The sequence below is a fragment of the Micromonospora sp. CNZ296 genome (assembly GCF_007827635.1).
This window is the reverse complement of sequence record NZ_VISW01000001.1, coordinates 475,737-500,233: the sequence shown is the minus strand read 5'-3', so window position 1 is coordinate 500,233 and position 24,497 is coordinate 475,737. Positions and strand designations below refer to the sequence as shown.

The following is a 24,497-nucleotide window of genomic DNA, read 5'->3' as shown; positions in this document are numbered from 1 at the left end:
GACGAACCAGGGCCTAGTATGGCGTGTGCCCAACGAGCAGCTGCGGCGGATGGACGCCTTCACCTTCCCGTCCTACTCGATCGACTTCGCCACCGGCGAGGTCCTGTTCGACTACGCCCTGACCGGTCCCGACGGCGAGCAGCGGTTCACCGAGGTGATCACGCTTCCGCTGCCGGCCGAGCCCGTCTCCGACGCCACAGCGGCCACCCTGGCCCGGGTGCTGGAGCTGCTGCACGTGGTCGCCGGCGTCAGCTACTACAAGGCCGCCGCGCCGCCCCGGCTGGTGCTGCCCGCACCGCTGGGCGCCGCCGCCGTCGCGCTGGTCACCGCCGTCTACACCAAGGGCCTCGCCGAGTACGCGTACCGCAACGAGCTGCCGCACGTGCTGGAACTGCGTCCCGAGGTGCCGTCGGGCACCGTGGACCCGGCGGTGCCGGTGGACAACTCCGACCGTCGTCCGCTGTCGGCGGTGGGCGGCGGCAAGGACTCCATCGTCACGCTGGAGGCGCTGCGCCGCGCCGGCCTCGACCCGGTGCCGTTCTCGGTCAACCCGAACCACGTGATCGTGTCGGTGAACGAGGCGTCCGACCTGGTGCCGCTGGCCGCCCGGCGGCGGCTCGACCCGGTGCTGTTCGAGCTGAACGCGGCAGGCGCGCGCAACGGGCACATCCCGGTCACCGCGATCAACTCGCTGATCGCCGTGGCCACCGCCGTCCTGCACGGGCTCGGCCCGGTGGTGATGTCGAACGAGCGTTCCGCGTCCGACCCGAACCTGATCTGGAACGGCCACGAGATCAACCACCAGTGGTCGAAGGGCGTCGAGGCGGAAGGGCTGCTGCGCGCGGCGCTGGCCGAGCACGCCGGGCTCACCGAGCCGTACTTCTCGTTGCTGCGCTCCCTGTCCGAGCTGCACATCGCCCGGCTGTTCGCCGAGATCGACCGGTACGACGCGGTGGTGACCAGCTGCAACGCGGCGTTCAAGCTGCGCGACGCGAGCGAGCGCTGGTGCCGCGACTGCCCGAAGTGCCGGTTCGTGTTCCTGGCCATGGCGCCGTTCATGCCCCGGGAGCGGCTGACCGGCATCTTCGGCGGTGACCTGCTGGCCGACGAATCCCAGATCCCCGGCTACCGGGAGCTGCTCGGCATCGACGGGCACAAGCCGTTCGAGTGCGTGGGCGAGGTGGAGGAGTCGGTGGTCGCGCTGAGCCTGCTCGCCCAGCAGGACCAGTGGCGCGACGTCCCGGTGGTGCGCGCTCTGGTCGCGGCACTGCCCGACACCGCGTGGCAGGCCGCGGCCACCTCCGACGTGTTCACCCCCGGCGGCGACAACTTCGTCCCCGCCCTCTACGCCAAGACCCTGACCGCCCTGACCTGACCGCACACACGTCATCGATCTTGGAGTTGTGGCACCGCGCAGACCTCGCTTCAGGGGCATTACGGGCGCCACAACTCCAAGATCAACGCGGGACAGCGCGGAGGGGCGGAGGGCGGGACGGGCAGGGTTTGGCCCGGGCGGCGTCAGGGGGTGCGGATGGCGTCCAGGGCGAGCAGGGCCACGTGCAGGGACAGGCACCTGTCCACCGAGTCGAGGTCGGCGTCGAGGATGCGGCCGATCCGGGCCAGCCGTTCGTAGAACGCCGGCCGGGACAGGTGCGCGGCGGCCGCGCCGGCCGACTTGTTGCGCCCCTGCTCCAGGTACGCCCGTAGCGTGCCGAGCAACTGCTCCCGCGGGTGCTGGGCGTCGTAGGCGAGCAGCGGCCCGAGTTCCCGCTCGACGAACGTCTGCAACCGGGGCTCGTCACGCAACAGGTGCAGCAGTCCGGCCAGCCCCACGTGCGGCAGCCGGTAGCAGGGCAGATCCCGGGGATCCCGCCGCGCCGCCTCGGCGACCTGCCGCGCCTCGATCAGCGACCGGCGTGCCTCGCGCAGGCTGCTCACACCGGACCCGGCCGCCACCACGATCGCGGCTCGGGGCGGCGCGTCGACCGGCCGTGCGCTCCCCGATGTCACGGCCCGTCCGGCGGGACGGTCAGTCGACTCCGACGGGCGGGACGCCGGGCGGGCGGCGGGGGCGGCGTCGAGGCGTACCCGGCGCAACGCCGCGGCGAACGCGGACAGTGCCTTCTCCTCGGCGGCCGGGTCGGGGAGCGCCAGCAGCGCGCCCACGGCCTGGTCGTCGAGCGGGCTGGTCAGCGCGGTGAGCTTGGCGTCCCGGACGGCCTGGCTGACCGCCTCGGCGAGGTCGCGCAGCCGGGCGGGGCCGGCTTCCGGGTCCTCGGCGTCGGTGTCGCGGCGCGCGCCCCGGCGGGCAGCCGGCTCGTCGTCGGGGGCGCCCGCGTCACCGGACGGCTCGCCGGCGCGGTGCCGGACCACGACGCCGACCAGGTGGCGGCGGTCCAGGACGACGCCGAGCGCCTTGGCGCGCAGCGCCACCTCGTCCACCGGACGGGTGTGGTCGATCAGGGCGGTCAGCAGCGTACGGTGGATCTGCCGTTCCAGGCCCTCGGCGTCGCGCCGGATCAGCCGGCCCAGCGCCAGCGTGGAGGCGGCCCGTTCGATCAGGATGGTCAGCCGGGTCGGCGGGGTGGACTCGGTCGCCGGCCAGCGCAGCAGCAGTCGTCCCCAGTCCTGTCCCCGCGCGCCCACTGTGGTGACGAGCCAGCCGCTGTCCGGGTCGTACGCGGTGCGCCCGGGCGGGCGGATCTGCCGCGAGTGCCGCTCCCAGCCGTCCAGCAGCAGTTGGGCGTTCTCCCCCGCCGGGTCGTACGCGAGCACCTGCCGGGACAGGTTCTCCAGCACCATCGGGCAGCCGGCCAGTTCGGCGGCCTGCCGCAGCACCTCGGCCGGTTCGGCGCCCTCCACCGACAGTTCGGTGAACCGCTGGTGGATCTCCTCGGTGGCGCGCAGCTCGGTGAGCTGGGCGTCCACGATCAGCGCGTGCACCGCCTCGGTGATCCGGACGAACGGTGTGCCCCGGCGCAGCTCGATCAGGGGCAGGCCACGTCGTTCGGCGGCGGCGGCCATCACGCGTGGCACTCCGCTGACGTAGCGGCGGCCCAGTTCGACCACCAGCCCGGAGACGCCGACGTCGGCCAGCGCGCCGATGAACTCGCGGAGCCCGGCGTCGTCGCCCGGCAGGCCGATCCCGGTGGTGAGGACCAGTTCCCCGCCGCCGAGCAGGGTGGCGATGTCGGGCACCTCGGCGATGTGCACCCAGCGCACCGACCGGTCCAGCCCGGCGTTCCCGGCGACCAGGCGCGGCGCGCCGTGGCGCACGGGCACCAGGTCCAGCACCTCACGCACGGTAGGGAACACGGGCGACACGCTACCCTGCGTCACCACCGTTGCCGAAAGCCACACCGCCCGCCGACCCGCGGAGAAGGCGGAGACCGGCGGGCGGGCAGACGGAACGAGCCACGGCGATCAGTCGACGCCGAACTCCATCGCGGCCCGGTCGAGCGCCTCGTCCTCGGCGGTGGGCACGCCCCGGGAGGCGATGGCCTCCGCGCCGCCCTGCGGCATGGCGCCGATCAGCCCGGTCGAGGCCGCCTGGGCGGCGCCGACGATCCGCTGCGGGGTGCCGCCGCCGACCATGCCGACGGAGGCGTACTGCTCCAGCTTGGCCCGGGAGTCGGCGATGTCGAGGTTGCGCATGGTGAGCTGGCCGATCCGGTCGGCCGGGCCGAACGCCGAGTCCTGGGTGCGCTCCATCGACAGCTTGTCCGGGTGGTAGCTGAACGCCGGGCCGGTGGTGTCCAGGATCGAGTAGTCCTCGCCCCGGCGCAGCCGCAGCGTGACCTCGCCGGTGACCGCCGTGCCGACCCAGCGCTGCAACGACTCGCGCAGCATCAGCGCCTGCGGGTCCAGCCAGCGGCCCTCGTACATGAGGCGGCCGAGGCGGCGGCCCTCGTTGTGGTAGTTCGCGAGCGTGTCCTCGTTGTGGATCGCGTTGACGAGCCGCTCGTACGCGGCGTGCAGCAGCGCCATGCCGGGGGCCTCGTAGATGCCGCGGCTCTTGGCCTCGATGATCCGGTTCTCGATCTGGTCGGACATGCCCAGGCCGTGCCGGCCGCCGATGGCGTTGGCCTCCAGCACCAGGTCGACGGCGCTGCCGAACTCCTTGCCGTTGATCGTCACCGGGCGGCCCTGGTCGAAGCCGATGGTGACGTCCTCGGCCGGGATCTCCACGGACGGATCCCAGAACTTGACGCCCATGATCGGCTCGACGGTCTCGATGCCGGTGTCCAGGTGTTCGAGCGTCTTGGCCTCGTGGGTGGCGCCCCAGATGTTGGCGTCGGTGGAGTACGCCTTCTCGGTGCTGTCCCGGTAGGGCAGGCCGCGCTCCAGCAGCCACTCCGACATCTCGGTGCGGCCGCCCAGCTCGGTGACGAAGTCGGTGTCCAGCCACGGCTTGTAGATCCGCAGTTGCGGGTTCGCCAGCAGGCCGTACCGGTAGAACCGCTCGATGTCGTTGCCCTTGAACGTCGAGCCGTCGCCCCAGATCTGCACGTCGTCGGCGATCATCGCGCGGACCAGCAGCGTGCCGGTCACGGCCCGGCCCAGCGGCGTGGTGTTGAAGTAGGCCCGCCCGCCGGAGCGGATGTGGAAGGCGCCGCAGGTCAGCGCTGCCAGCCCTTCCTCGACCAGGGCGGCGCGGCAGTCGACGAGGCGGGCGACCTCGGCGCCGTAGCTGAGCGCGCGGCCGGGCACCGAGGCGATGTCGGGCTCGTCGTACTGGCCGATGTCAGCGGTGTAGGCGCAGGGGACGGCGCCCTTGTCGCGCATCCACGCGACGGCTACCGAGGTGTCGAGGCCGCCGGAGAAGGCGATGCCGACACGTTCGCCGATGGGCAGGGAGGTGAGAACCTTGGACACAAGGAAGATTATGCACGCCATCGCATGGTCATGCAAGCCGGTCGGGAGAGCGGGTCGTCAGAGCGCGTCGTCCCGCCCCAGCTCCCAGAACGCCACCGCCGCGGCGGCCGCCACGTTCAGCGAATCCACACCGCGCCGCATCGGGATCACCACCCGCACGTCGCTGGCGGCCTGCGCCGCCGCGGTCAGCCCCGGCCCCTCCGCCCCGAGCAGCAACGCCGCCCGCTCGCGCTGCGCCGGGGTCAGCCGCTGCATCGGTACGGCATCAGGCGCCGGCGTCATCGCGAGCACTGTGAACCCGGCCGCCCGGACCTGGTCCAGCCCGCCGGGCCAGCTGTCGAGCTTGGCGTACGGCACCGCGAACACCTCGCCCATGCTGACCCGTACGCTGCGCCGGTACAGCGGGTCGGCGCAGGTCGGGGACAGCAGCACCGCGTCGACGCCGAGCGCGGCGGCGCCCCGGAAGATCGCGCCCAGGTTCGTGTGGTTGTTGACGTCCTCCAGGATCACCACCCGCCGGGCGGCGGCGAGCACCTCGCCGGCGGAGCGCAGCGGCTTGCGGTGGAACGACGCGAGCACGCCCCGGTGCACGTGGAAGCCGGTGGCGCGCTGGAGCACGTCCGGCGTGGCCGCGTACACCGGCGCGTCACCGGTGTCCAGGTCGGCGAGCTGGTCCACCCGCTTGGCGTCGACCAGGTACGACCGGGCCGGGTAGCCGGCCCGCAGCGCCCGCCGCAGCACCAGCTCCCCCTCGGCGATGAACAGCCCGTGCGGCGGTTCCCAGCGGGTACGCAGCTCCACGTCGGTGAGCGCGCGGTAGTCGGCGATCCGGTCGTCGTCGGGGTCGGTGATCTCGTGGACGGGCACCAGGCGATTCTGCCCGGCCCGCCGGGCCGCTCCGGCGCGGGCCGGGTTTCCGGCGTCCCCGGCGGGGAAGCAAGCCGGGAGGCCGACGGCGACGGAGGGACCAGGATGGGCACGGAGCACGACGGCAACCTCCCCCGCGACGCCACAGTCGCCGACTACCTGGTGGCCCGGCTCGCCGAGTGGGGCGTGCACCGCTACTACGGCTACCCGGGCGACGGGATCAACGGCATGACCTCGGCGCTGCAACGGGCCGAGGGGCGGGCCCGGTTCATCCAGGTCCGGCACGAGGAGACGGCCGGGTTCGCGGCCGGCGCGCACGTCAAGTACGGCGGCGGCCCGCTCGGCTGCGTGGTGGTGACCAGCGGCCCGGGCGCGATCCACGCCCTCAACGGCCTCTACGACGCGAAGCTCGACCACCAGCCGGTGGTGGCGCTGCTCGGGCACACCGCGCTGCCCGCCGAGGGCGGCGGCTACTACCAGGAGGTGGACCTGCTCGCGCTCTACAAGGACGTGGCGTCGGCCTTCCTGGCCCAGCTCGACGACCCGTCGCAGGCCCGGCACCTGGTCGACCGGGCCTGCCGCACGGCGCTGGCCCGGCGTACCGTGACCGCCCTGGTCCTGCCCTCCGACGTCCAGGACCTGCCGGCGGTGCCGCACCCGCCGCACGCCCACGGCTACTACCACACCAGCGCGGTGCCGAGCAGCGAGCCGACGGTGCCGCCGGAGGCCGACGTGCGCCGCGCGGCCGAGGTGCTGCGCGGCGGCGAGCGGGTGGCGATGCTCGTCGGGCAGGGCGCGCTGGGCGCCGAGGACGAGGTACGCCGCATCGCCGACCGGCTCGGCGCCGGGGTCGCCACCGCGCTGCTCGGCTTCACCGCCGTCGACCACCGGCAGCCCTGGGTGACGGGCGCGATCGGCCTGCTCGGCAGCCGCCCGAGCGGGCAGCTCATGCGCGAGTGCGACAGGCTGCTGATCATCGGCAGCCAGATGCCCTACTCCGAGTTCTATCCCCCGGAGGGCCAGGCCCGGGCGGTGCAGATCGACATCGACGGCAGCCGGATGGGATTGCGCTACCCGACCGAGGTGAACCTGACCGGCGACGCCGGGCCGACGCTGCGCGCCCTGCTCAAGGAACTGGGCCCGGGGCCGGGCCCGACCGCCTGGCGGGCCACCCTCGCCGACGCCACCGGCAAGTGGCGGGCCTCGCAGCGCGAGGTCGCCGCCCAGCCGGCCGACCCGGTCAACCCGCAGTCGCTGTTCACCACGCTCGACGACGCGCTACCAGGCGACGCCATGCTCGCCGTGGACTGCGGCACCGCCACCGCCTGGTACGCCCGGCACGTACGGGTCCGCCCCGGCATGCTGGCCAGCCTCTCCGGCACGCTGCTCTCAATGGGCGGCGGCATGCCGTACGCGCTGGCGGCGAAGTTCGCCCACCCGGACCGCCCGGTGATCGCGCTGCTCGGCGACGGGGCGATGCAGATGAACGGCGTCAACGAGCTGATCACGGTGGCGAGGTACTGGCGGGAGTGGTCCGATCCCCGGTTCGTGGTGCTGGTGCTCAACAACCGGGATCTCGCTTTCGTCAGCTGGGAACAGCGGTCCGGCGAGGGCACGCCGATGTTCCCGGACAGCCAGGACCTGCCGGACGTGGCGTACCACAGGTGGGCCGAGGTGCTGGGCCTCGGCGGCGAGCTGGTCGACTCCCCCGACCGGGTGGACGGCCTGTGGCAGCGGGTGCTCGACGCGGACCGCCCGGTGGTGGTCAACGCGGTGGTGGACCCGGCCGAGCTGATGCTGCCGCCGCACTTCACCGCCGAGCAGGCCCGCAAGACCGCCGCCGCGGTGCTGCGCGGGGACAGCGACCGGGCCGGCATCGTGCGGCGCGGCGTACCGGCCGCGCTCGCCACGTACCGGCCCCGCCGCCGGGGCCGCTGAGGCGTCAGGCCCGCGCGTAGCGCAGCAGCACCGACCGTCCGTCGAACTGACGTGTCTCGACCAGCCGCAGGCTCTGGCGGGCCAGGTCGGGCAGCACCTGCCGTCCGCCGCCGAGCACCACCGGGTGCACGATCACCTCGTAGGTGTCGACGAGCCCGAGCGCGGCCAGCGCCGTCGCCGCGCCGGTGCCGCCGGTGACCAGCAGGTCGCCGGGGAACCGCTCGCGGACCTCGGCGAACTCCTTCGCCAGGTCGCCGCCGCCGACCACCACGGCGCCGTGGGAGGCCTCGGCGAGCGTGCGGGAGACCACGACCTTCGGGGTACGCCGCCAGATCGGCGCGAACGCCAGGTCGTGCGGGTGGTCGGAGATCGACTCGACCTGCGGCCAGTAGGAGGACATCATCTCCCACACCCGCCGCCCGTAGACGAAGGCGTCGGCCCGCTCGGCCAGCCCGATCGAGTACGCGGACAGCTCCTCCCCCATCTCCGGCCAGTCGAACTCGCCGTTCGGGCCCTCGATGAAGCCGTCGACCGACGTGTGCACCCCGTAGATGACGTTGCCCATGATGTGTTCCTCCGCGTTGCGGCGCGTCCCGGCCGGGCGCGCTCACCTGTGGGTCGGAGCCGCCGGACCGGATCCGACACGTCGCGCGCATGGTTGTCCGGGTGCGTTAGCGTCCGGGGCTGTGGGCCGCCCGGTGATGATCGCGCTGATCGGCGTGGACGGCTCCGGCAAGACCACCCAGGCCAGGGCGCTCGCGGCGCGGCTGTGTGAGCGGGGTGTCCGGGCGCGGTACTTCGAGAACGCCGGTGGGCGGCCGCTGTGGAACCGGCTGGCCCGGGCGCTCGGCCGCGCCGACGGGGTGGCGCTGTTCGGCCGTACCGTCTATCCGGTCCTGGAGGCGACGGTGCGCGCGGCGGCGATGGCCCGGACCGTCGCGGTGGCCCGCCTGACCGGACGGGTGGCGGTGCTGGACCGGTGGACCTGGTGCCAGGACGTGATCATGGCGGCCCGGGGCGACCGGGGACGGCACGTGGTGCGCGCCGTCTACGCGGTCTTCCCGCGCCCGGCGGTGGTGTGCTTCCTGGCCACCTCGCCCGAGGTGGCGCAGCGGCGGGTGGCCGCGCGGGGCATCGACACCGAGGAGCTGGCGCACCTGCGCGCGCTGGACGCCGCCTACCGGGCACTGCCGGAGTTCGGCTCGTTCGTCACGCTCGACGGCGACGGCACCCCGGACGAGGTGGCCGCCGCCCTCGACGCGGTCGTGGACGCGGCCGTCGACGCGGTTGCGGGTCCGGCGCCGCGGCGCGGCGTTAAGAAGGGGCCCTTCCTCTACCGGAGGCGTTAAGAAGGGGCCCTTCCTTACCCGCGGCCGCGCAGCCAGCGCAGCACGTCGGAGGGCAGCTCGCTGTCCTGGCGCTGCTCGCGGCGGTCCGGCTCGGTCCGCCGGGGCGGCTGCGGGCGCTGCGGGTCGCCGACCAGCGCCCGGCTCGGCGCGGTGAAGCCGGCCACCGGCTTGCCGGTGAGCGCCGTCTTGATGGTCCGGGCCACCGCGTCGATCACCTTCGCCTGCACGGCGGAGCCGACCAGGTCGTTGACGTCGTCCGGGTTGGCGGCGATGCCGGCGACCGCGACCTGCGGGGTGTAGCCGACGAACGTCTCGGTGGCGTTGCGCTCCGAGCTGCCGGTCTTGCCGGCCACCGGGCGGCCGACGATCCGGTCGACGGCGGTGGCGGTACCGCCGTTGCACTGCTCGAACGCGGACTGCTGACCGACCGGGCAGCGGGCCGCGTCGGTGGCGGCACGGGCCACGTCCGGGTCGAGCACCCGCTTGCAGGACGGCTGCGCCACGTCGACGGCGTCGCCGTCGGGCGCGGTCACCGAGACCACCGGCAGCGGCGTGCAGTACGTGCCCTCGGCGGCCACCGTGGCGTACGCGTTCGCCAGGTCCAGCGGGGTCGTGGCGGCCACGCCGAGCGTGAACGCGCCCCAGTTGGCGGCGTTGTCGCGGGCGAACGCGGCATCGGAGTCGGCCCGGAAGGTGATGCCGAGGCGCTGGGCCATCTCCACCACCTTGTCCTCGCCGACCTGCTCGGCCAGCCAGACGAAGTACGTGTTGACGGACCGGCCGAAGCCGTCCCACATCATCCGGTAGCCGTCCATCCACTGCGGGTTGGCGTTGGCCGGGCACCACGTGCCGTCGCAGTTGCCCTCGTCGTCCGAGGCGTACCGGGTGGGCAGCCTGCTCGGGGCGTCGAAGCCGGTGGACAGCGGCTTGCCGGCCTCGAGCGCGGCCAGCATGGTGAACATCTTGAACGTCGAGCCGGCCTGGTAGCCGTCGACGCTGGCGCCACCGGAGATCAGCGGGTTGACAGTGTTCGGGTGGTTGGCCTGCCCGTCCGGGTTGGCGTCGAGGCTGTAGTGCCGGTTCACCGCCATGGCGAGCACCCGGCCGGTGCCGGGCTCGACCGCCGCGATCGGCAGCGCCCGCTTGTTGCCGTACCCGTAGACCTTGGTGGCCTGCTCCTGCGCGGTCTGCTGGATCTCCGGGTCGAGCGTGGTGACGACGCGGTAACCGCCCCGGCGCAGTGCCTGCTCCCGCTCCTCGGGCGTGCTGCCGAAGGCCGGCTGGGTGAGCCACCAGCGGCGCAGGTAGTCGCAGAAGAAGCCCCAGTCGTCGTGCCCCTGGGCGGTGGCGGTGCAGCCGTTGGGCTGGGCGGTCGGGCGCAGCGTCAGCGGCTCGGTCTTCGCGGCCGCGGCCTGCTGCGGGGTGATCGCGCCGGTCTCGGCCATCGCGTCGAGCACGTACCCGCGCCGGGCCAGCGCCTGGTCCTTGTCGCCGTCGATCGGGCTGTACGCGTCGGGCGACTGCACCAGGCCGGCGAGCAGCGCCGCCTCGCCCAGCGTCAGGTCGGCCGGGGCCTTGCCGAAGTAGCGCTGGCCGGCGGCGGCGACGCCGTACGCGCCGGAGCCGAAGTACGCGATGTTGAGGTAGCGGTTGAGGATCTCGTCCTTTGAGAGCGACTGCTCCAGCGCGTTCGCGTACCGGATCTCCTGGAGCTTGCGCCCGACGGTCTGCTCGGTGGCGGCCTGCCGCTCCTCCGGGGTGCGGTTCGGGTCGGTCTTGAGCACGTTGCGGACGTACTGCATGGTCAGCGTGGACCCGCCCTGCTCGGTGCCGCCGCCCTTGACGTTCGCCACCAGCGCGCGGGCGATGCCGCGCAGGTCAGCGCCGCCGTGCGAGTAGAACCGCCGGTCCTCGGCCGCGATGATCGCCTGCCGCATCACCGGGGCGATCTCGTCCAGCGACACGTCGGTGCGGTTCACGTCGTAGAACGTGGTGATCAGGGTGGTGCCGTCGTTGGCGTAGAGGTAGGAGCGCTGCGGCTGCACGGGGGTGCGCAGCGCGTCGGGCAGGTCCGCGTACGCGCCGAGCGCGGCCCGCGCGGCGAACCCGCCGAGCAGGCCGCCGGGAAGCGCGGCGAGCGCGAGGACGAGCCCGGCGAGCAGGCCGGCCAGCAGCACGGTGAACAGCCGCGACAGCGGCGACCTGGGAGACGGCATGGACTCCAGGATTGCCACGAAAGCCGCCTACCGGCCACCTCGCCAGGCAACTGTCAGTTACCTCACGGCAACCGTTCAGCTCCCGGCGGCCGGACGAACCGGTCATCCGGCGCCGAGTGGGCCCTTCGGTGACGTCGGCGGCACCGGTGCGGCGGCGACGCTGGCGGCTGCGGCGTCCCGGGCGATGGTCTCGGGCACCAGGCGGCCGCTGCGGTAGCCGATGCCGATGCCGGCGACCAGCACGAAGATCACGCCGAACGTCTGGAGCGAGCCGATCAGCGCGCCGCCCAGGCCGAGCAGCGGGGCGGCGATCATCAGCATGGTCCCGTCGCCGTAGGAGAACATCCCGGACCGGGCGACCGACCAGCCGGTCAGGAACCAGCCCACGCTGTAGAGGGTGGCGCCGAACAGCACGATGCCGCGCGCGGTCACGCCGAACACCGGCGTCTGCTCGGCCAGCCCGGCGAACGGCAGCATCAGCACCATCCCGCCGATGCTCGCCAGCAGCCCGGCCAGCGCGACGCGGCGGCAGCGGGTGGCGGCGAGCAGGCCGGTGAGCGCGAGCAGGGCGAGCAGCCCCAGCCACACCGAGGCGACCCAGCCGACCAGGTAGAGCGGCCGGCCGTCGGCCGGATACGGGTCGTTGCCCACACCGCCGTCGCTGGCCATCGCCACCAGGCCGTAGAGGACCGCGTACGCCGGGAGCAGCCAGACCGCCGCGCGGGCGAACCGGCGGATCGACCAGGCCCAGGTCGCGTCGGTCGCAGGCGCTCCCGGGCCGGGTTCGGAGACGAACGGCAGGACCCCGAAACCCCCTCCGGTACGCCGGGAGCCGATCGGACCGGCGGGGTCGTGCGCGCCGGGGACCGGGGTACGGGAGAACAGCCGGTTCGCCGGGTCCTTCATGCCTCACCTCGTTCGCGCCACGGGCGGCCCGGGACGCGCAAACGGCGCTCCGGCCCTGCTCACCACCCGTCCTGAAACCGATGGTGGCAGTCGCCGGAGCGCCGTATGAGGGATTCTCGGATTTGCCGGTCAGCCCCGCTCGCGCTGGTCCGCCGGGTCGTTCACCAGGCTGGCCGGGGACACCGGCTCCGGCGCGGGCAGACCCTTCGGGTTGTTGCCGCCGGTGGCCTGCGCCTCCGCCACGCGTACCTCGTCGTGGATCTCCTGGGCCGCGACGGCCGCGGCCTGGGCGGCCTCGGCGGCCTCCCGCTCGACCTCGCCGGCGCTCTTGGCGGCCTCCGGCGACGGCACGTCGCCGGCCATGTTCGCGAGCCCGCCCAGCGCGCCGCCCATGCCCTCCAGGGCCTTGGTCAGCTCGGTCGGGACGATCCAGACCTTGTTGGCGGTGCCGTTGGCGATCTGCGGCAGCGCCTGGAGGTACTGGTAGGCGAGCACCTTCTGGCTCGGGTTGGCGGTGTGGATCGCGTCGAAGACGGTACGGATCGCCTTGGCCTGGCCCTCCGCCTGGAGGATCCGGGCCTGCCGGTCACCGTCGGCACGCAGCACCGCGGCCTGCTTCTCACCCTCGGCGGTGAGGATCTGCGACTGCTTGTGCCCCTCGGCGTTGAGGATCGCGGCACGGCGGTCCCGCTCGGCGCGCATCTGCTTCTCCATCGAGTCGCGGATGCTCGGCGGCGGCTCGATCGCCTTGATCTCGACCCGGGTCACCTTGATGCCCCAGCGGCCGGTGGTCTCGTCCAGCACGCCGGACAGGTGCCGGTTGATCTCCTCGCGGCTGGTCAGCGCGCGCTCCAGGTCGAGCGAGCCGATCACGTTACGCAGCGTGGTGACGGTGAGCTGCTCGATGGCCTGGAGGAAGTTGGAGATCTCGTAGGTGGCGCGAACCGAGTCGACCACCTTGAAGTAGAGGACCGTGTCGATCGAGACGACCAGGTTGTCGGAGGTGATCACCGGCTGGGGCGGGAAGCTGACCACCTGCTCGCGCATGTCGACCTTGGTGCGCACCGCGTCGACGAACGGCACCAGCAGGTTGAGGCCCGGGTTCAGCGTGCGCTTGTACCGGCCCAGCCGCTCCACCACGTCCTGACGCTGCTGCGGCACGATCCGCACCGCCTTGAACAGCGTCACCACACCGATCAACGCCACCGCGATCATCAGGATCGCCAGAAACTCCATACCGTTCACCTTTTCGCTTCGGGCAGCTCACCCGGGGTGGAAATGTCGTCCTGCCATACCAGGGCGGTAGCGCCCCGGACCTTGATCACCTGCACCCGCTCACCCTCGGCGTACGTGCGCGTCGCGTCGTACGAGCGGGCCGTCCACAGCTCACCATCGATCTTGACCATGCCCCGGTCGGCGTCGACCGGCTCCAGGACCACGGCGGTGGCCCCCTCCAGCGCCTCGACCCCGAACGGCTGCTCCCCGGTCTCCAGCGTCGGCCGGGCGTGCCGCCGGACCACCGGACGGACCACCGCCACCGACAGCGCCGACACCGCCGCGAAGACCACCGCCTGGAGCGCCACCGGCGCACCGAGCGCCGCGGCGCCGGCGGCGGCGAACGCCCCGACCCCGAACATGATCAGGAAGAGCGTCGTCGTGAAGATCTCGGCGACCGCTAATACCACACCCAGAACGATCCAGAACACGGCGTCCACGAGAACAATCCTGACACGTCAACGCACGTGTCATCGAACTGTCATGATCGCTAGGCTCGGCACGGCGTACCGCGGCACCCGCCGACGAGGAGGACGACATGCCCCTGCTGCCCGAGACCGCGCGTCAGGTGGACCTGCTGGTCGCCCGGGCCCAGGCCGAGGGGCGCGGTCCCTCGCTCGCCCTCGGCGTGGTCCGCGACGGCCGGCTGGCGCACCTGGCGGTCGCCGGTGAGACGCCCCGCCCGGACGGCGACCTCCAGTACCGGGTCGGCTCGATCACCAAGACCATGACCGCGGTGCTGGTGATGCAGCAGCGCGACGCCGGCCGGCTGGCGCTCGACGACCCGCTCGACGCCCACCTGCCCGGCACCCCGGTCGGCACGGTGACGGTGCGCCACCTGCTCGGGCACGTCAGCGGCCTGCAACGCGAGCCGGACGGCGACTGGTGGGAGCGCGCCGAGGGCACGGACCTGGACACGCTGCTGGCCGGGCTGACGCCGGACAAGATCGCTCATCCGCCGCACTTCGTCTACCACTACTCGAACCTGGCGTACGGGCTGCTCGGCGCCGTGCTGGAACGGATCACCGGCACCCCGTGGGCGGACCTGCTGACCGAGCGGCTGCTGACACCGCTGGGCATGCGCCGCACCACGTACCACCCCACCGAGCCGTACGCCCCCGGTTACGTCGTCCACCCCTGGCACGAGACGCTGCGGGAGGAGCCGCGTACCGACACCGGGGCGATGGCCCCGGCCGGGCAGCTCTGGTCGACGGTCGAGGACCTGGGCCGCTGGGCGGCGTTCCTGGCCGACCCGGACCCGGCGGTGCTCTCCCCCGCCACGCTCACCGAGATGTGCGCCCCAGTGGTGATCAACGACCTGGACTCGTGGACCGGCGGCCACGGCCTCGGCGTGGAGCTCTACCGGGTCGGCGACCGGGTGTACGTCGGGCACGGCGGCTCCATGCCCGGGTACGTCGCCGGCCTGGCCGTGCACCGGCCCACCCGCACCGCAGTGGTCAACTTCGCCAACGCGTACGGGCTGCGCGGCCACCACGTCGGCGCGCTCGGCCGGGAGGCGCTCACGCTGGTGCTGGACGCCGAACCGGCCGCGCCCGCCCCCTGGCGCCCGGCCGGCCCGCCCGCCGCCGACGTGGCCGCGCTGACCGGCCGCTGGTGGTGGATGGGCGGCGAGTACGAGTTCCGCGTCGACGCCGCCGGTGACCTGGTCGGCGGTCTGGTGGGCAGGCCGGTGCTCCGGTTCACCCCGGAGGGCCCGGACCGGTGGCGGGGCCGCTCCGGCTCCCAGGACGGCGAGATCCTCACCGTCATCCGAGACGGTTCCGGCACCCCGACAGCCCTGGACATAGCCACCTTCGTCCTGACCCGCACCCCCGACGAACTCCCCTGACAGCCCCACCCGCCCCGCCCCCGCCCCGCCCCGCCCCGCCCCCGTCGATCTTGCACTTGCGGCCCGCACTTCGCCCCATATGCCCGATCCACACGGACCGCAACTGCAAGATCGACGCACACTCCGGCCACCCTCACCCCGGTGATCAAGGAGTTTGTGTCGGCGTTGATCTCCGATACGCCCACAAACTCCTTGATCAACCAGGCGAGGGCGCCCGGGACCGGGGGACGGGGGCGGGGCGGGCGGGGTCGGTGCACGGCGGGTCCGGGGGCGACCGTGACCGGCGCAGGGATCAAGCCTGACCGCCCGGAGCCGGGCACGGTCGCCCCCGGACCCCAACCGCAACCACAGCCCTGACAGCAACCGCGACCGGGCAGCGACTAATCACCCGGGCTCGGTGACGAAATCGATCAGGCGCTCCATCGCGTTGATCAGCGGCGTCTCCACGTCGGCGAAACTGTCCACCCGGGACAGGATGTGCCGCCACATGTCGGCCGGCTCGCCCACTCCGAGCGCCGCGCAGACGCCCTCCTTCCAGGGCTGCCCCGGAGGCACCACTGGCCACGCCGCGATACCCAGCGCCGCCGGGCGTACCGCCTGCCACACGTCGACGTACGGGTGCCCGGTGACCAGCACGTGCGGCGAGTTGACGCGGGCCACGATCCGGCTCTCCTTCGAGCCGGGCACGAGGTGGTCGACGAGCACGCCGAGCCGGTGCCCCGGGCCGGGGCCGAACGCGCGCACCTCGTCGGCGAGCGCGTCGATGCCGTCCAGCGGTTCCACCACCACGCCCTCGATGCGCAGGTCGTCACCCCAGATCCGCTCGACCAGCGCGGCGTCGTGCACGCCCTCCACCCAGATCCGGCTGGCCTTGGCGACCTGCGCCCGTACGCCGTCCACAGCGATCGACCCGGACGCGGTACGCCGGCGCGCGGCGGGCACCGGGACGCGGACCGGCCGTCGTAGCGTGACCGGCTTGCCGTCGAGCAGGAACGCGGCGGGCAGCAGCGGGAAGTTGCGCCGCCGGCCGTGCCGGTCCTCCAGCACCACCGCGCCGGAGTCGAAGCCGACGACGGCGCCGCAGAATCCGGAGTCGGCGTCCTCGACCACCAGGTCGGGTTCGGCGTCGACCTCGGGGGTCACCTTCCGTCGTCGCCAGTCGCCGGCCAGCACGTCCCCGTCGTATCGCCCCGCCATGCCGCTGACGCTAACCAGTGCCCCGGCGTGTCGCCCGGCGACGCGCCGACCGGGCCGTCATCCGTCGGCACGAAACGGTGCGAAGGGGGTAGTTGGGGCCAGGTCGCGCCGCCGGTGCGGCAGCCGAGACAGCAGCGGCGCGGAGCACGTACCCTTTCCGCATGTCCTCCCCCGCAACGGGCGCGGCCACGCTGGCTGCGCGCCGGTCGAGCCGGTTCGTCGCCTGGGTGCGTGCCTGGCGAGCCGGCCTGGTGCCGTTCGACGAGGTGGCCGACGCCGTCGCCGGCGACGAGGAGCACCTCGTCGCCGACGCCCCCGGCACCTGGACCGACGTGTCGCTGCGGGAGGCCCTGCCCAGCCTCGCCAAGCATTCACCCGACGACATCCGCCTGGTGCTGCCCGCGCCCGGCGACCCGCGCGGCCTGCCCGGCCCGGGCGCATTCGCCGGGGCGGCGCTGGTGGCGGGCGAGGCGGTGGTGGCGAGCGGGATGGGGCTGGTGCCCGAGGTCCGTACGCACACGTCCGGCTCGGGGATGACCTGGGAGACGGTGCTCTGGCGGGTCCATCCGCTGCCGGCGGACGCACCGAAGGCGTCGCTCGCCACCCCGGGTGCGGCGGAGGCCGAGGCCGAACTCGCCGCCGTGCTGGCCGAGACCACCGCGACGCTGACCCGGCTGGACGTCGCGCAGTGGCGGCCGGAGCTGGCCGGTGCGCTCGCCGCGCTGCGCCGCCCGGACGGCGCCACCGACCTGCCGCCCGGCTTCGATCCGCGGGCCCGCCGCCTGTTCGCCCGCGCCGCGGTGCTGGACCGGGTGCTCGCGCTGGCCGGGGAGAGCGCACCGGGCGGCGCGGTCAACACCTACGAGGCGCAGCAGCGGGACGCGGCGCTGCGTCCGCTCACCACCGCGTGCCGGCAGGCCCTGGTGGCCGCCTGCAACGCGCCGCTGCGGCTCTAGCGCCGCAGACCCCCGGCTCAGACCTCGTCGATCAGGTCGGCCACCGAGTCGACGATCCGCGACGGACGGTACGGGTACCGCTCCGCCTCGGTCCGGCTGCTGATGCCGGTGAGCACCAGGATCGTCTCCAGCCCGGCCTCCAGGCCGCACAGGATGTCGGTGTCCATCCGGTCGCCGATCATCGCGGTCGACTCGGAGTGCGCGTCGATGGTGTTCAGCGCCGAGCGCATCATCATCGGGTTGGGCTTGCCCACGAAGTACGGGTCGACGCCTGTCGCCTTCGAGATCATCGCCGCCACCGAACCGGCAGCCGGCAACGCGCCCTCCACCGACGGGCCGGTGGCGTCAGGGTTGGTGCAGATGAACCGGGCGCCGTCGTTGATCAGCCGGATCGCCTTGGTTATCGCCTCGAAGCTGTAGGTGCGCGTCTCCCCCAGCACCACGTAGTCCGGGGCGAAGTCGCTCAGGATGTACCCCACCGCGTGCAGCGCCGTGGTCAGGCCGGCCTCACCGATCACGTACGCGGTGCCGCCCGGCCGCTGGTCGGCCAGGAACTGGGCGGTGGCCAGCGCCGAGGACCAGATCGCCTCCTCCGGCACGTCCAGCCCCATCCGGGCCAGCCGGGCCTGGAGGTCGCGCGGGGTGTAGATGGAGTTGTTCGTCAGCACCAGGAACGGCTTGCCGGAGGCGCGCAGCTTCTTGACGAACTCCGGGGCGCCGGGCACCGGCTGCCCCTCGTGCACCAGCACGCCGTCCATGTCGGTAAGCCAGCTCTGCACCGGCTTGCGGTCAAGCATCGTGTCGTCCCCAGGGGTGTCGTCGGGTCGGGCTCAGGGCCGGCGGGCCGGGGGCACGCAGCACAACGCCGGGCAGGTGTCCCAGGCGGGCAGCTCGCCGAGTCGGCGGCGCAGCCGCTCCCCGTCCGGGGCGGTACGCTCTCCGACCAGCTCGCGGACCATCGCCACGAACCGCGGGTCGACCCCCGGGGTGCCGGCGCGGACGAAGTCCAGGCCGAGCTGCTTGGCCGTCTCCAGCGCCTCGGTGTCCAGGTCCCACACCACCTCCAGGTGGTCGGAGACGAACCCGATCGGGCTGACCACCACGCTCGTCACGCCCTGCTCGGGCAGCGTGGCCAGGTGGTCGTTGACGTCCGGCTCCAGCCACGGCACCTGCGGCGGCCCGGACCGGCTCTGCCAGACCAGGTCGTACTCCAGGTCGGGCGCGGCCGCGGCGTGCACCAGCCGGGCGACCTCCTCAAGCTGGGCGGTGTAGCGGCCGCCGTGCGGGCCGGCGGTGGCCGCCGCCGACATCGGTACGGAGTGCGCGGTGAAGACCAGCCGGGTGCTGTCCCGCTTCGCCGGGTCGAGCTGGGCCAGCGCGGCGCGGACCGCGTCGGCGTGCGGCTCGATGAAGCCGGGGTGATCCCAGAACTGGCGCAGCTTCTCGATCAGCGGGGCGTCCGGGCCGACCGCGGCGCGGGCCGAGGCGATGTCCTCCTGGTACTGCCGGCAGGACGAGTAGCCGCCGTACGCGCTCGTCACGAACGCCAGCGCCCGGGTGATCCCGTCGTCGCGCATCCGCGCGACGGTGTCGGCGAGCATCGGATCCCAGTTGCGGTTGCCCCAGTAGACCGGCAGGTCGACGCCGTTGGCGGCGAAGTCCTCGCGGATCGCGGCGAGCAGGTCGCGGCACTGCTGGTTGATCGGCGACACCCCGCCGAAGTGCAGGTAGTGCTCGGCGACCTCGGCGAGTCGCTCCGGGGGCACCCCCCGCCCCCGGGTCACGTTCTGGAGGAACGGGAGAACGTCCTCGGGCCGCTCCGGGCCACCGAAGGAGACCAGCACCAACGCGTCGTACGCCATGAGGCCATTCTTCCTCGCCCGCCGTCACGGCGTGGCGACGCCCCCTGGTCGGTGTGGTGACCACCCGGGCCGCGACGTGTTAAGAAGGGCCCCTTCCGCTGCACGAGGCGTTAAGAAGGGGCCCTTCCTTACATCTCAGGCGCCGATGGCGTGGTAGCCGCCGTCGACGTGGACGACCTCGCCGGTGGTGGCCGGGAACCAGTCGGACAGCAGCGCCAGGCAGGCCCGCGCGGCGGGCTCCTGGTCGGTGAGGTTCCAGCCCAGCGGGGCGCGCTCGGTCCAGGCGTCCTCGAACCGGTCGAAGCCGGGGATGGACTTGGCCGCGATGGTCCGCAGCGGGCCGGCCGCGACCAGGTTGCTGCGGATGCCCTGCTTGCCCAGGTGCAGCGCCAGATAGCGGGAGGCGGACTCCAGCCCGGCCTTGGCCACGCCCATCCAGTCGTAGACCGGCCACGCCTTGGTGGCGTCGAACGTGAGACCCACCACGGCGCCCCCGGCGGACATCAGCGGCAGCGCGGCCATGGCGAGGGACTTGTACGAGTAGGTGGAGACCTGGAGCGCTGTCGCCACGTCCGCCCAGGGGGCGTCGAGGAAACCGCCGCCGAGGCAGCTCTGCGGGGCGAACCCGATCGAGTGCACGACGCCGTCCAGGCCGTCGACGTGCTCGCGCACCTTGTCGGCCAGCCCGGCCAGGTGCTCCTCGTTGCTGACGTCCAGCTCGATCACGGGCGCCGGCTCGGGCAGCCGCTTGGCGATCCGCTCCACCAGGGAGAGCCGGCCGTAGCCGGTGAGCACGACCTGGGCGCCGTTCTCCTGGGCGAGCTTCGCCACCGAGAAGGCGATCGACGCGTCGGTGATGACGCCGGTGACCAGCAGCCGCTTACCGGCGAGAAGTCCGGACATTGCGTGTCTCCTCCGTGCTCTGCTCAGTGGCCCATGCCGAGGCCGCCGTCGACCGGGATGACGGCGCCGGTGACGTATCCGGCCGCGTCCGAGGCGAGCCAGGTGACGACGCCCGCGACCTCGTCCGGGGTGGCCATCCGGCCGGCCGGGATCGACTTGCGGATCTCCGCCTTGCGCTCCTCGGGCAGGCCCGCTGTCATGTCGGTGTCGATGAAGCCGGGCGCCACCACGTTCGCGGTGATGTTGCGGGTGCCCAGCTCGCGGGTGATCGAGCGGGCCACGCCGACCAGGCCGGCCTTGCTGGCCGCATAGTTGACCTGGCCCGCGCCGCCGGAGAGGCCGACCACCGAGGAAATGAAGATCATCCGGCCCCAGCGGCCGCGGAGCATCTTCGTCGAGGCCCGCTTGGCGACCCGGAACGAGCCGGTCAGGTTGGTGTCGAGGACGCGCGCGAACTGCTCCTCGGACATCCGCATGATCAGCGTGTCGTCGGTGATGCCGGCGTTGGCGACCAGCACCTCCACCGGGCCGAGTTCGGCCTCGATCGCGGTGAACGCGGCGTCGACCGACTCGGCGTCGGTCACGTCGCACCGCACCCCGAACAGGCCGTCGGGAGCCTCGCCGCTCCGGTACGTCACCGCCACCCGGTCGCCCTGCTTGGCGAACGCCTGCGCGATGGCCAGGCCGATCCCCCGGTTCCCGCCGGTCACCAGCACGGTTCGGGCCACGGATCCCCCTCTGCTCCAGTGATCTCTCGGTCGGTCGGAGCCTAGGGGTTACCGACAGGTAAGCGCTAACCCGCGCAGGTCACAGGGCCCACCCCGGCCGACGTCGGCGGGGGTCCGCGGAGACTGCCGGCCGCGCGCGCGACACCCACACCCCCGGTGTACGATGATCGCGTCTACGGGCCGCTCCGTGCCCGCTCCGGGCCCCGCCGACCGCAGGAGGTGATCGCTGTGCGAGATAGCGATCCTCCCAGTCGTGGCCGGGCCCACCGTCAGCCCCGCTGAGCCACGGCTCGGTCCACCCGGCTGACCCGCTTCCCGCCCTCCGCACCGCATCCGCTTCCCGGCGACCACGCCGGGGTGTGGCCTGCCGCGCGGCGGAGCACCCGGTCACGACTTCGTGCGCGTACGCCCCGACCCCCCACGGCCCTCACCGGCCGACCGTCGCCACGGAGCACACTCATGAGCCGTTACGTCGCCCCGCTGGGCTTCACCCTCGCCGCCGTCTGGGTGGCCGTCCTGTTCGTGCTGGCCGGCGGCGGTCACTGACCACCGCCGGCCGGTTCCGGCTCAGACCAGCCGGGACGTCCAGAGCAGACTCAGCCCGCCCGCGCACAGCGCCAGCAGCAACGCGATCCCCGCGTACCACTGGGTGATCTCGCGCGGCTCGGTCCGGTAGCCGATCGAGCTGCCCATGTCCTGGTAGACCTGCTTCAGTTCGCTGGCCGACGCGGCCTCGTAGAAGAAGCCCTGCGTGGTCTCCGCGAGCTGGGACAGCGCGGTGCGGTCCACCGGCACCCGCTGGAGCTGCCCGCCGATGTCGACCTGCCCGGAGTCGGTGCCGAACGCGATTGTGGACACCGGCACGTTCGCCGCCTGCGCCGCCGCGGCGGCCTCCTCGACCGAGCGGCCCGACGTGCGGTAGCCGTCGGACAGCAGCACGATCCGGGCCGGCGGGATGCCGGCGGCGCCGTCGGCCGGCACCGAGCGGATCGCCTCCAGGCAGGTGAAGACCGCCTCGCCGGTGGCGGTCGCCTCGGCCAGCACCAGCCCGTCGATGGCGGTGGTGACGGCGGCCCGGTCCTTGGTCGGCGGCACCAGGACGTTCGCCGACTTGGCGAACGAGACGAGCCCCAGGTTGTAGCTCTCCGGCAGCTCGCCGACGAACTGCTTCGCAGCCTCCTGGGCCGCCTCCAGGCGGTTCGGCGACACGTCGTCGGCCTGCATCGACAACGACACGTCGATGGCGAGCATCACCGTGGCCCGCTCCAGCGGCTCCCGGGTGTCGATCGCCGGCCGGGCCAGCCCGGTCGCCAGCACCAGCAGGCAGAGCAGGAACGCGGTGGCCGCGACGTGCCGCCGCCAGCCCAGTCCCTTGGGCGCGACGGTACGCAGCAGGTCGACGTTGGTGAACCGCAGCGCGTACTGCCGGCGGTGCAGTTGCCGCCAGACGTACGCGGCGGCGAGGGCGAGCACCGGCAGCACGGCGAGCAGCCACCACGGTTGCAGAAAACGGATCATCGCGTCGTCCCTCTGGTGCGGGCGTGCCGCTGCGCGGCGACGAAACGCACCATGTCCAGCAGCCAGTCTCGGTCGGTACGCAGGCGCAGGTGGGCCGCGCCCGCGGCGCGCAGCTCGGCGGCGATCGCCCCGCGCTGGGCGGCCGCCGCCTCGGCGTACCGGCGGCGCAGGCCCGGGTCGGCGGTCTGCACCTCGTGCAGTTCACCGCTCTCCGGGTCGACCACCGGCAGCACCCCCACGTCGGGCAGTTCCAGTTCCCGCGGATCGACCACCTCGACGGCCAGCACGTCGTGGCGGACCCGCAGCTTACGCAGCGGCCGGCCCCACTGCTGCGGCGGCGCGAGGAAGTCGGAGATCACCACCGCCACGCCGCGCCGCCGGGGCGGGCGGTTGAGCATGTCGACGAGCGCGCCGAGGTCGCTGCGGCCGGGCCGGATCTCGGCGCCGGCGACCGCCCGCAGCAGCCCCTGGGCCTCCTTGCGGCCGGAGCGGGCGGGCAGCCGCAGCATCGTCCCCGGCCCGCCGGTGCCGACCACCGCGCCGATCCGGTTGCCGCCCCGCACGGTGAGGTGGGCCAGCGCGGCGACCGCGGCGACCGCCACGTCCCGCTTGAGCCACCGGCCGGTGCCGAAGTCCAGGCTGGCCGACATGTCCACGGCCAGCCAGGTCTCCAGTTCGCGGTCGGCCACCGTACGCCGGACGTGCGGCATGGTGGTGCGGGCGGTGACGGGCCAGTCCATCCGGCGCACGTCGTCGCCGGGCCGGTACTCCCGGGACTCCCCCGCCTCGCTGCCCGGTCCGGGCAGCAGCCCGGCGTAGTCGCCCTGGAGCAGCCCGTCCAGCTTCCGGGTGACCATGAGCTGGAGCCGGGCCAGCACGGCCCCCGAGCGGTCGCCGGCGGCGCTCAGCGGGGTGGGCGAGGTCACGGCCGCTGCCCGGGCCATCCGTTGTGCGGGACGGCCGGTGGCGGCGGTGTGGCCTGCTGACGGGGCGCGACGGCGGGCAGCGGGATGGTCGACATCACCCGGTGCACGATGTGGTCGGCCGGTACGTCGTCGGCGAGCGCGTCGTAGCTGAGCACCAGCCGGTGGCGCAGGATGTCCGGCGCGATGTCCTGCACGTCCTGCGGCAGCGCGTAGTCCCGCCCGCGCAGCAGCGCCAGCGCGCGGGTGGCCCGGACCAGGCCGAGCGAGGCGCGCGGGCTGGCGCCGTACTGGATGAGCTGAGCCACGTCGGGCATGCCGTGCTCGGCCGGCGCCCGGGTCGCGAGCACCAGCCGGACCGCGTAGTCGACCAGCGCGTTGTGCACGAACACCTGGTCGGCCTTGTGCTGGAGGGCGACCAGGTCCGGGGTGTCGAACACCCGGGCCGGCTCGGGCGGTGCCACGCCCATCCGGTAGACGATCTCGCGCTCCTCGGCGTCGGTCGGGTAGCCCACGACGATCTTCATGAGGAACCGGTCCCGCTGCGCCTCCGGCAGCGGGTAGACGCCCTCCTGCTCGATCGGGTTCTGGGTGGCCATCACCAGGAAAGGGTCCGGCACCCGGTGGCTCTCGCCGCCGATGGAGACCTGCCGCTCGCTCATCACCTCCAGCAGCGCCGACTGCACCTTGGCCGGCGCGCGGTTGATCTCGTCGGCGAGCAGGAAGTTGACGAAGACCGGGCCCAGCTCGACGTCGAACTTCTCGCTGGACTGCCGGTAGATCCGGGTGCCCATGATGTCGGCGGGCACCAGGTCGGGGGTGAACTGGACCCGGGCGAACGAGCCGCCGACGACCCGGGCCAGGGTCTCCACGGCGAGCGTCTTGGCCACACCCGGCACGCCCTCCAGCAGGCAGTGCCCCCGCGCCAGCAGCGCGACGAACATCCGCTCGACCATCCGGTCCTGGCCGACGATCACCCGCTTGGTCTCGAACAGCGCCCGCTCCAGCAGCGTGGCGTCCTGTGCCGGGGTGGTGCCCGCCGGGGGCGGCGCGTCCGGCGCCACCTCGGTCGGGTTCGGCACGTCGGGTGTGGTCGGCTGGGCCACCGGTCCTCCACAGCAGGTTCGTCGTCGCG

At 73.4% G+C, this 24,497-nt stretch carries 21 protein-coding genes; 5 read left to right on the top strand and 16 right to left on the bottom strand.

Features of this window, described 5'->3' with window-relative positions:
* Positions 1-25 precede the first annotated feature (25 nt).
* Positions 26-1,375 carry a MurL-like N-terminal domain-containing gene (locus FB455_RS02280; protein WP_013287354.1) on the top strand — a complete coding sequence of 450 codons (1,350 nt, stop codon included), beginning with the start codon at positions 26-28 and terminating at the stop codon, positions 1,373-1,375.
* A gap of 143 nt (positions 1,376-1,518) precedes the next feature.
* Here FB455_RS02280 and FB455_RS02275 read toward each other — a convergent pair whose 3' ends face one another.
* From FB455_RS02275 to FB455_RS02265, 3 genes are all read right to left on the bottom strand, one after another.
* The gene (locus tag FB455_RS02275; protein ID WP_486481489.1) at positions 1,519-3,315 is read right to left on the bottom strand and encodes a PucR family transcriptional regulator; all 1,797 of its coding nucleotides are present in this window, start codon (positions 3,313-3,315) and stop codon (positions 1,519-1,521) included.
* Positions 3,316-3,423: 108 nt separating this feature from the next.
* On the bottom strand, positions 3,424-4,875 hold the full coding sequence (gene argG, locus FB455_RS02270) for an argininosuccinate synthase (protein WP_013475951.1): 1,452 nt from the start codon (positions 4,873-4,875) through the stop codon (positions 3,424-3,426).
* A gap of 57 nt (positions 4,876-4,932) precedes the next feature.
* On the bottom strand, positions 4,933-5,745 hold the full coding sequence (locus FB455_RS02265) for a TrmH family RNA methyltransferase (RefSeq protein ID WP_486481493.1): 813 nt from the start codon (positions 5,743-5,745) through the stop codon (positions 4,933-4,935).
* 102 nt (positions 5,746-5,847) lie between these two features.
* On the opposite strand from FB455_RS02265, the gene FB455_RS02260 reads away from it, so the two are divergent.
* Positions 5,848-7,680 (top strand): thiamine pyrophosphate-requiring protein, encoded by a 1,833-nt coding sequence (locus FB455_RS02260; RefSeq protein WP_135241102.1) that lies wholly within the window; start codon positions 5,848-5,850, stop codon positions 7,678-7,680.
* 4 nt (positions 7,681-7,684) lie between these two features.
* Here the strand turns inward: FB455_RS02260 and FB455_RS02255 are convergent, their stop codons facing one another.
* Positions 7,685-8,245: a dihydrofolate reductase family protein gene (locus FB455_RS02255; RefSeq protein WP_135241103.1), complete on the bottom strand. Its 561-nt coding sequence runs from the start codon at positions 8,243-8,245 to the stop codon at positions 7,685-7,687.
* Positions 8,246-8,366: 121 nt separating this feature from the next.
* On the opposite strand from FB455_RS02255, the gene FB455_RS02250 reads away from it, so the two are divergent.
* Positions 8,367-9,029, top strand: a complete 663-nt coding sequence (locus tag FB455_RS02250; RefSeq protein WP_145752002.1) for a nucleoside/nucleotide kinase family protein — start codon at positions 8,367-8,369, stop codon at positions 9,027-9,029.
* Between the two features lie 14 nt (positions 9,030-9,043).
* Here the strand turns inward: FB455_RS02250 and FB455_RS02245 are convergent, their stop codons facing one another.
* The 4 genes from FB455_RS02245 to FB455_RS02230 all read right to left on the bottom strand — a co-directional run bounded on the left by FB455_RS02245 (position 9,044) and on the right by FB455_RS02230 (position 13,866).
* Positions 9,044-11,245, bottom strand: a complete 2,202-nt coding sequence (locus FB455_RS02245; protein ID WP_486481488.1) for a transglycosylase domain-containing protein — start codon at positions 11,243-11,245, stop codon at positions 9,044-9,046.
* Between the two features lie 102 nt (positions 11,246-11,347).
* Positions 11,348-12,151 carry a hypothetical protein gene (locus FB455_RS02240; RefSeq protein WP_013287362.1) on the bottom strand — a complete coding sequence of 268 codons (804 nt, stop codon included), beginning with the start codon at positions 12,149-12,151 and terminating at the stop codon, positions 11,348-11,350.
* Positions 12,152-12,280: 129 nt separating this feature from the next.
* Positions 12,281-13,387 carry an SPFH domain-containing protein gene (locus tag FB455_RS02235; protein WP_013287363.1) on the bottom strand — a complete coding sequence of 369 codons (1,107 nt, stop codon included), beginning with the start codon at positions 13,385-13,387 and terminating at the stop codon, positions 12,281-12,283.
* Positions 13,388-13,392: 5 nt separating this feature from the next.
* Complete coding sequence (locus tag FB455_RS02230) at positions 13,393-13,866, bottom strand: NfeD family protein (RefSeq protein ID WP_013287364.1); 474 nt, start codon at positions 13,864-13,866, stop codon at positions 13,393-13,395.
* Positions 13,867-13,964: 98 nt separating this feature from the next.
* Here FB455_RS02230 and FB455_RS02225 point away from each other — a divergent pair, with 98 nt between their 5' ends.
* Entirely contained in the window at positions 13,965-15,275 is a 1,311-nt protein-coding gene (locus FB455_RS02225; RefSeq protein WP_145751998.1) for a serine hydrolase domain-containing protein, read from the top strand.
* A 384-nt stretch (positions 15,276-15,659) separates the two neighbouring features.
* Here FB455_RS02225 and FB455_RS02220 read toward each other — a convergent pair whose 3' ends face one another.
* A complete protein-coding gene (locus FB455_RS02220; RefSeq protein WP_091331214.1) occupies positions 15,660-16,472 on the bottom strand; it encodes a DUF3097 domain-containing protein in 813 nt (270 codons plus the stop codon).
* Between the two features lie 161 nt (positions 16,473-16,633).
* Here FB455_RS02220 and FB455_RS02215 point away from each other — a divergent pair, with 161 nt between their 5' ends.
* A complete protein-coding gene (locus FB455_RS02215) occupies positions 16,634-17,428 on the top strand; it encodes a hypothetical protein (RefSeq protein ID WP_013287367.1) in 795 nt (264 codons plus the stop codon).
* Positions 17,429-17,445: 17 nt separating this feature from the next.
* On the opposite strand, the gene FB455_RS02210 is transcribed toward FB455_RS02215, so the two are convergent.
* The 7 genes from FB455_RS02210 to FB455_RS02175 form a co-directional block, all read right to left on the bottom strand.
* Complete coding sequence (locus FB455_RS02210) at positions 17,446-18,225, bottom strand: HAD-IIA family hydrolase (protein ID WP_013287369.1); 780 nt, start codon at positions 18,223-18,225, stop codon at positions 17,446-17,448.
* Between the two features lie 33 nt (positions 18,226-18,258).
* A complete protein-coding gene (locus tag FB455_RS02205; RefSeq protein WP_145751996.1) occupies positions 18,259-19,290 on the bottom strand; it encodes a ferrochelatase in 1,032 nt (343 codons plus the stop codon).
* Between the two features lie 135 nt (positions 19,291-19,425).
* Positions 19,426-20,193: an enoyl-ACP reductase FabI gene (fabI, locus tag FB455_RS02200; RefSeq protein WP_145751994.1), complete on the bottom strand. Its 768-nt coding sequence runs from the start codon at positions 20,191-20,193 to the stop codon at positions 19,426-19,428.
* A 23-nt stretch (positions 20,194-20,216) separates the two neighbouring features.
* Complete coding sequence (gene fabG, locus FB455_RS02195) at positions 20,217-20,921, bottom strand: beta-ketoacyl-ACP reductase (RefSeq protein WP_013287372.1); 705 nt, start codon at positions 20,919-20,921, stop codon at positions 20,217-20,219.
* A gap of 567 nt (positions 20,922-21,488) precedes the next feature.
* Positions 21,489-22,439, bottom strand: coding sequence for a VWA domain-containing protein (locus FB455_RS02185; RefSeq protein ID WP_013287373.1), 951 nt, complete (start codon positions 22,437-22,439; stop codon positions 21,489-21,491).
* A complete protein-coding gene (locus FB455_RS02180; RefSeq protein WP_041799075.1) occupies positions 22,436-23,383 on the bottom strand; it encodes a DUF58 domain-containing protein in 948 nt (315 codons plus the stop codon). Before FB455_RS02180 ends, FB455_RS02185 begins: the two co-directional genes overlap by 4 nt.
* Positions 23,362-24,468 (bottom strand): AAA family ATPase, encoded by a 1,107-nt coding sequence (locus FB455_RS02175; RefSeq protein ID WP_013287375.1) that lies wholly within the window; start codon positions 24,466-24,468, stop codon positions 23,362-23,364. The genes FB455_RS02180 and FB455_RS02175 overlap by 22 nt, the downstream gene beginning before the upstream one ends.
* Positions 24,469-24,497 lie beyond the last annotated feature (29 nt).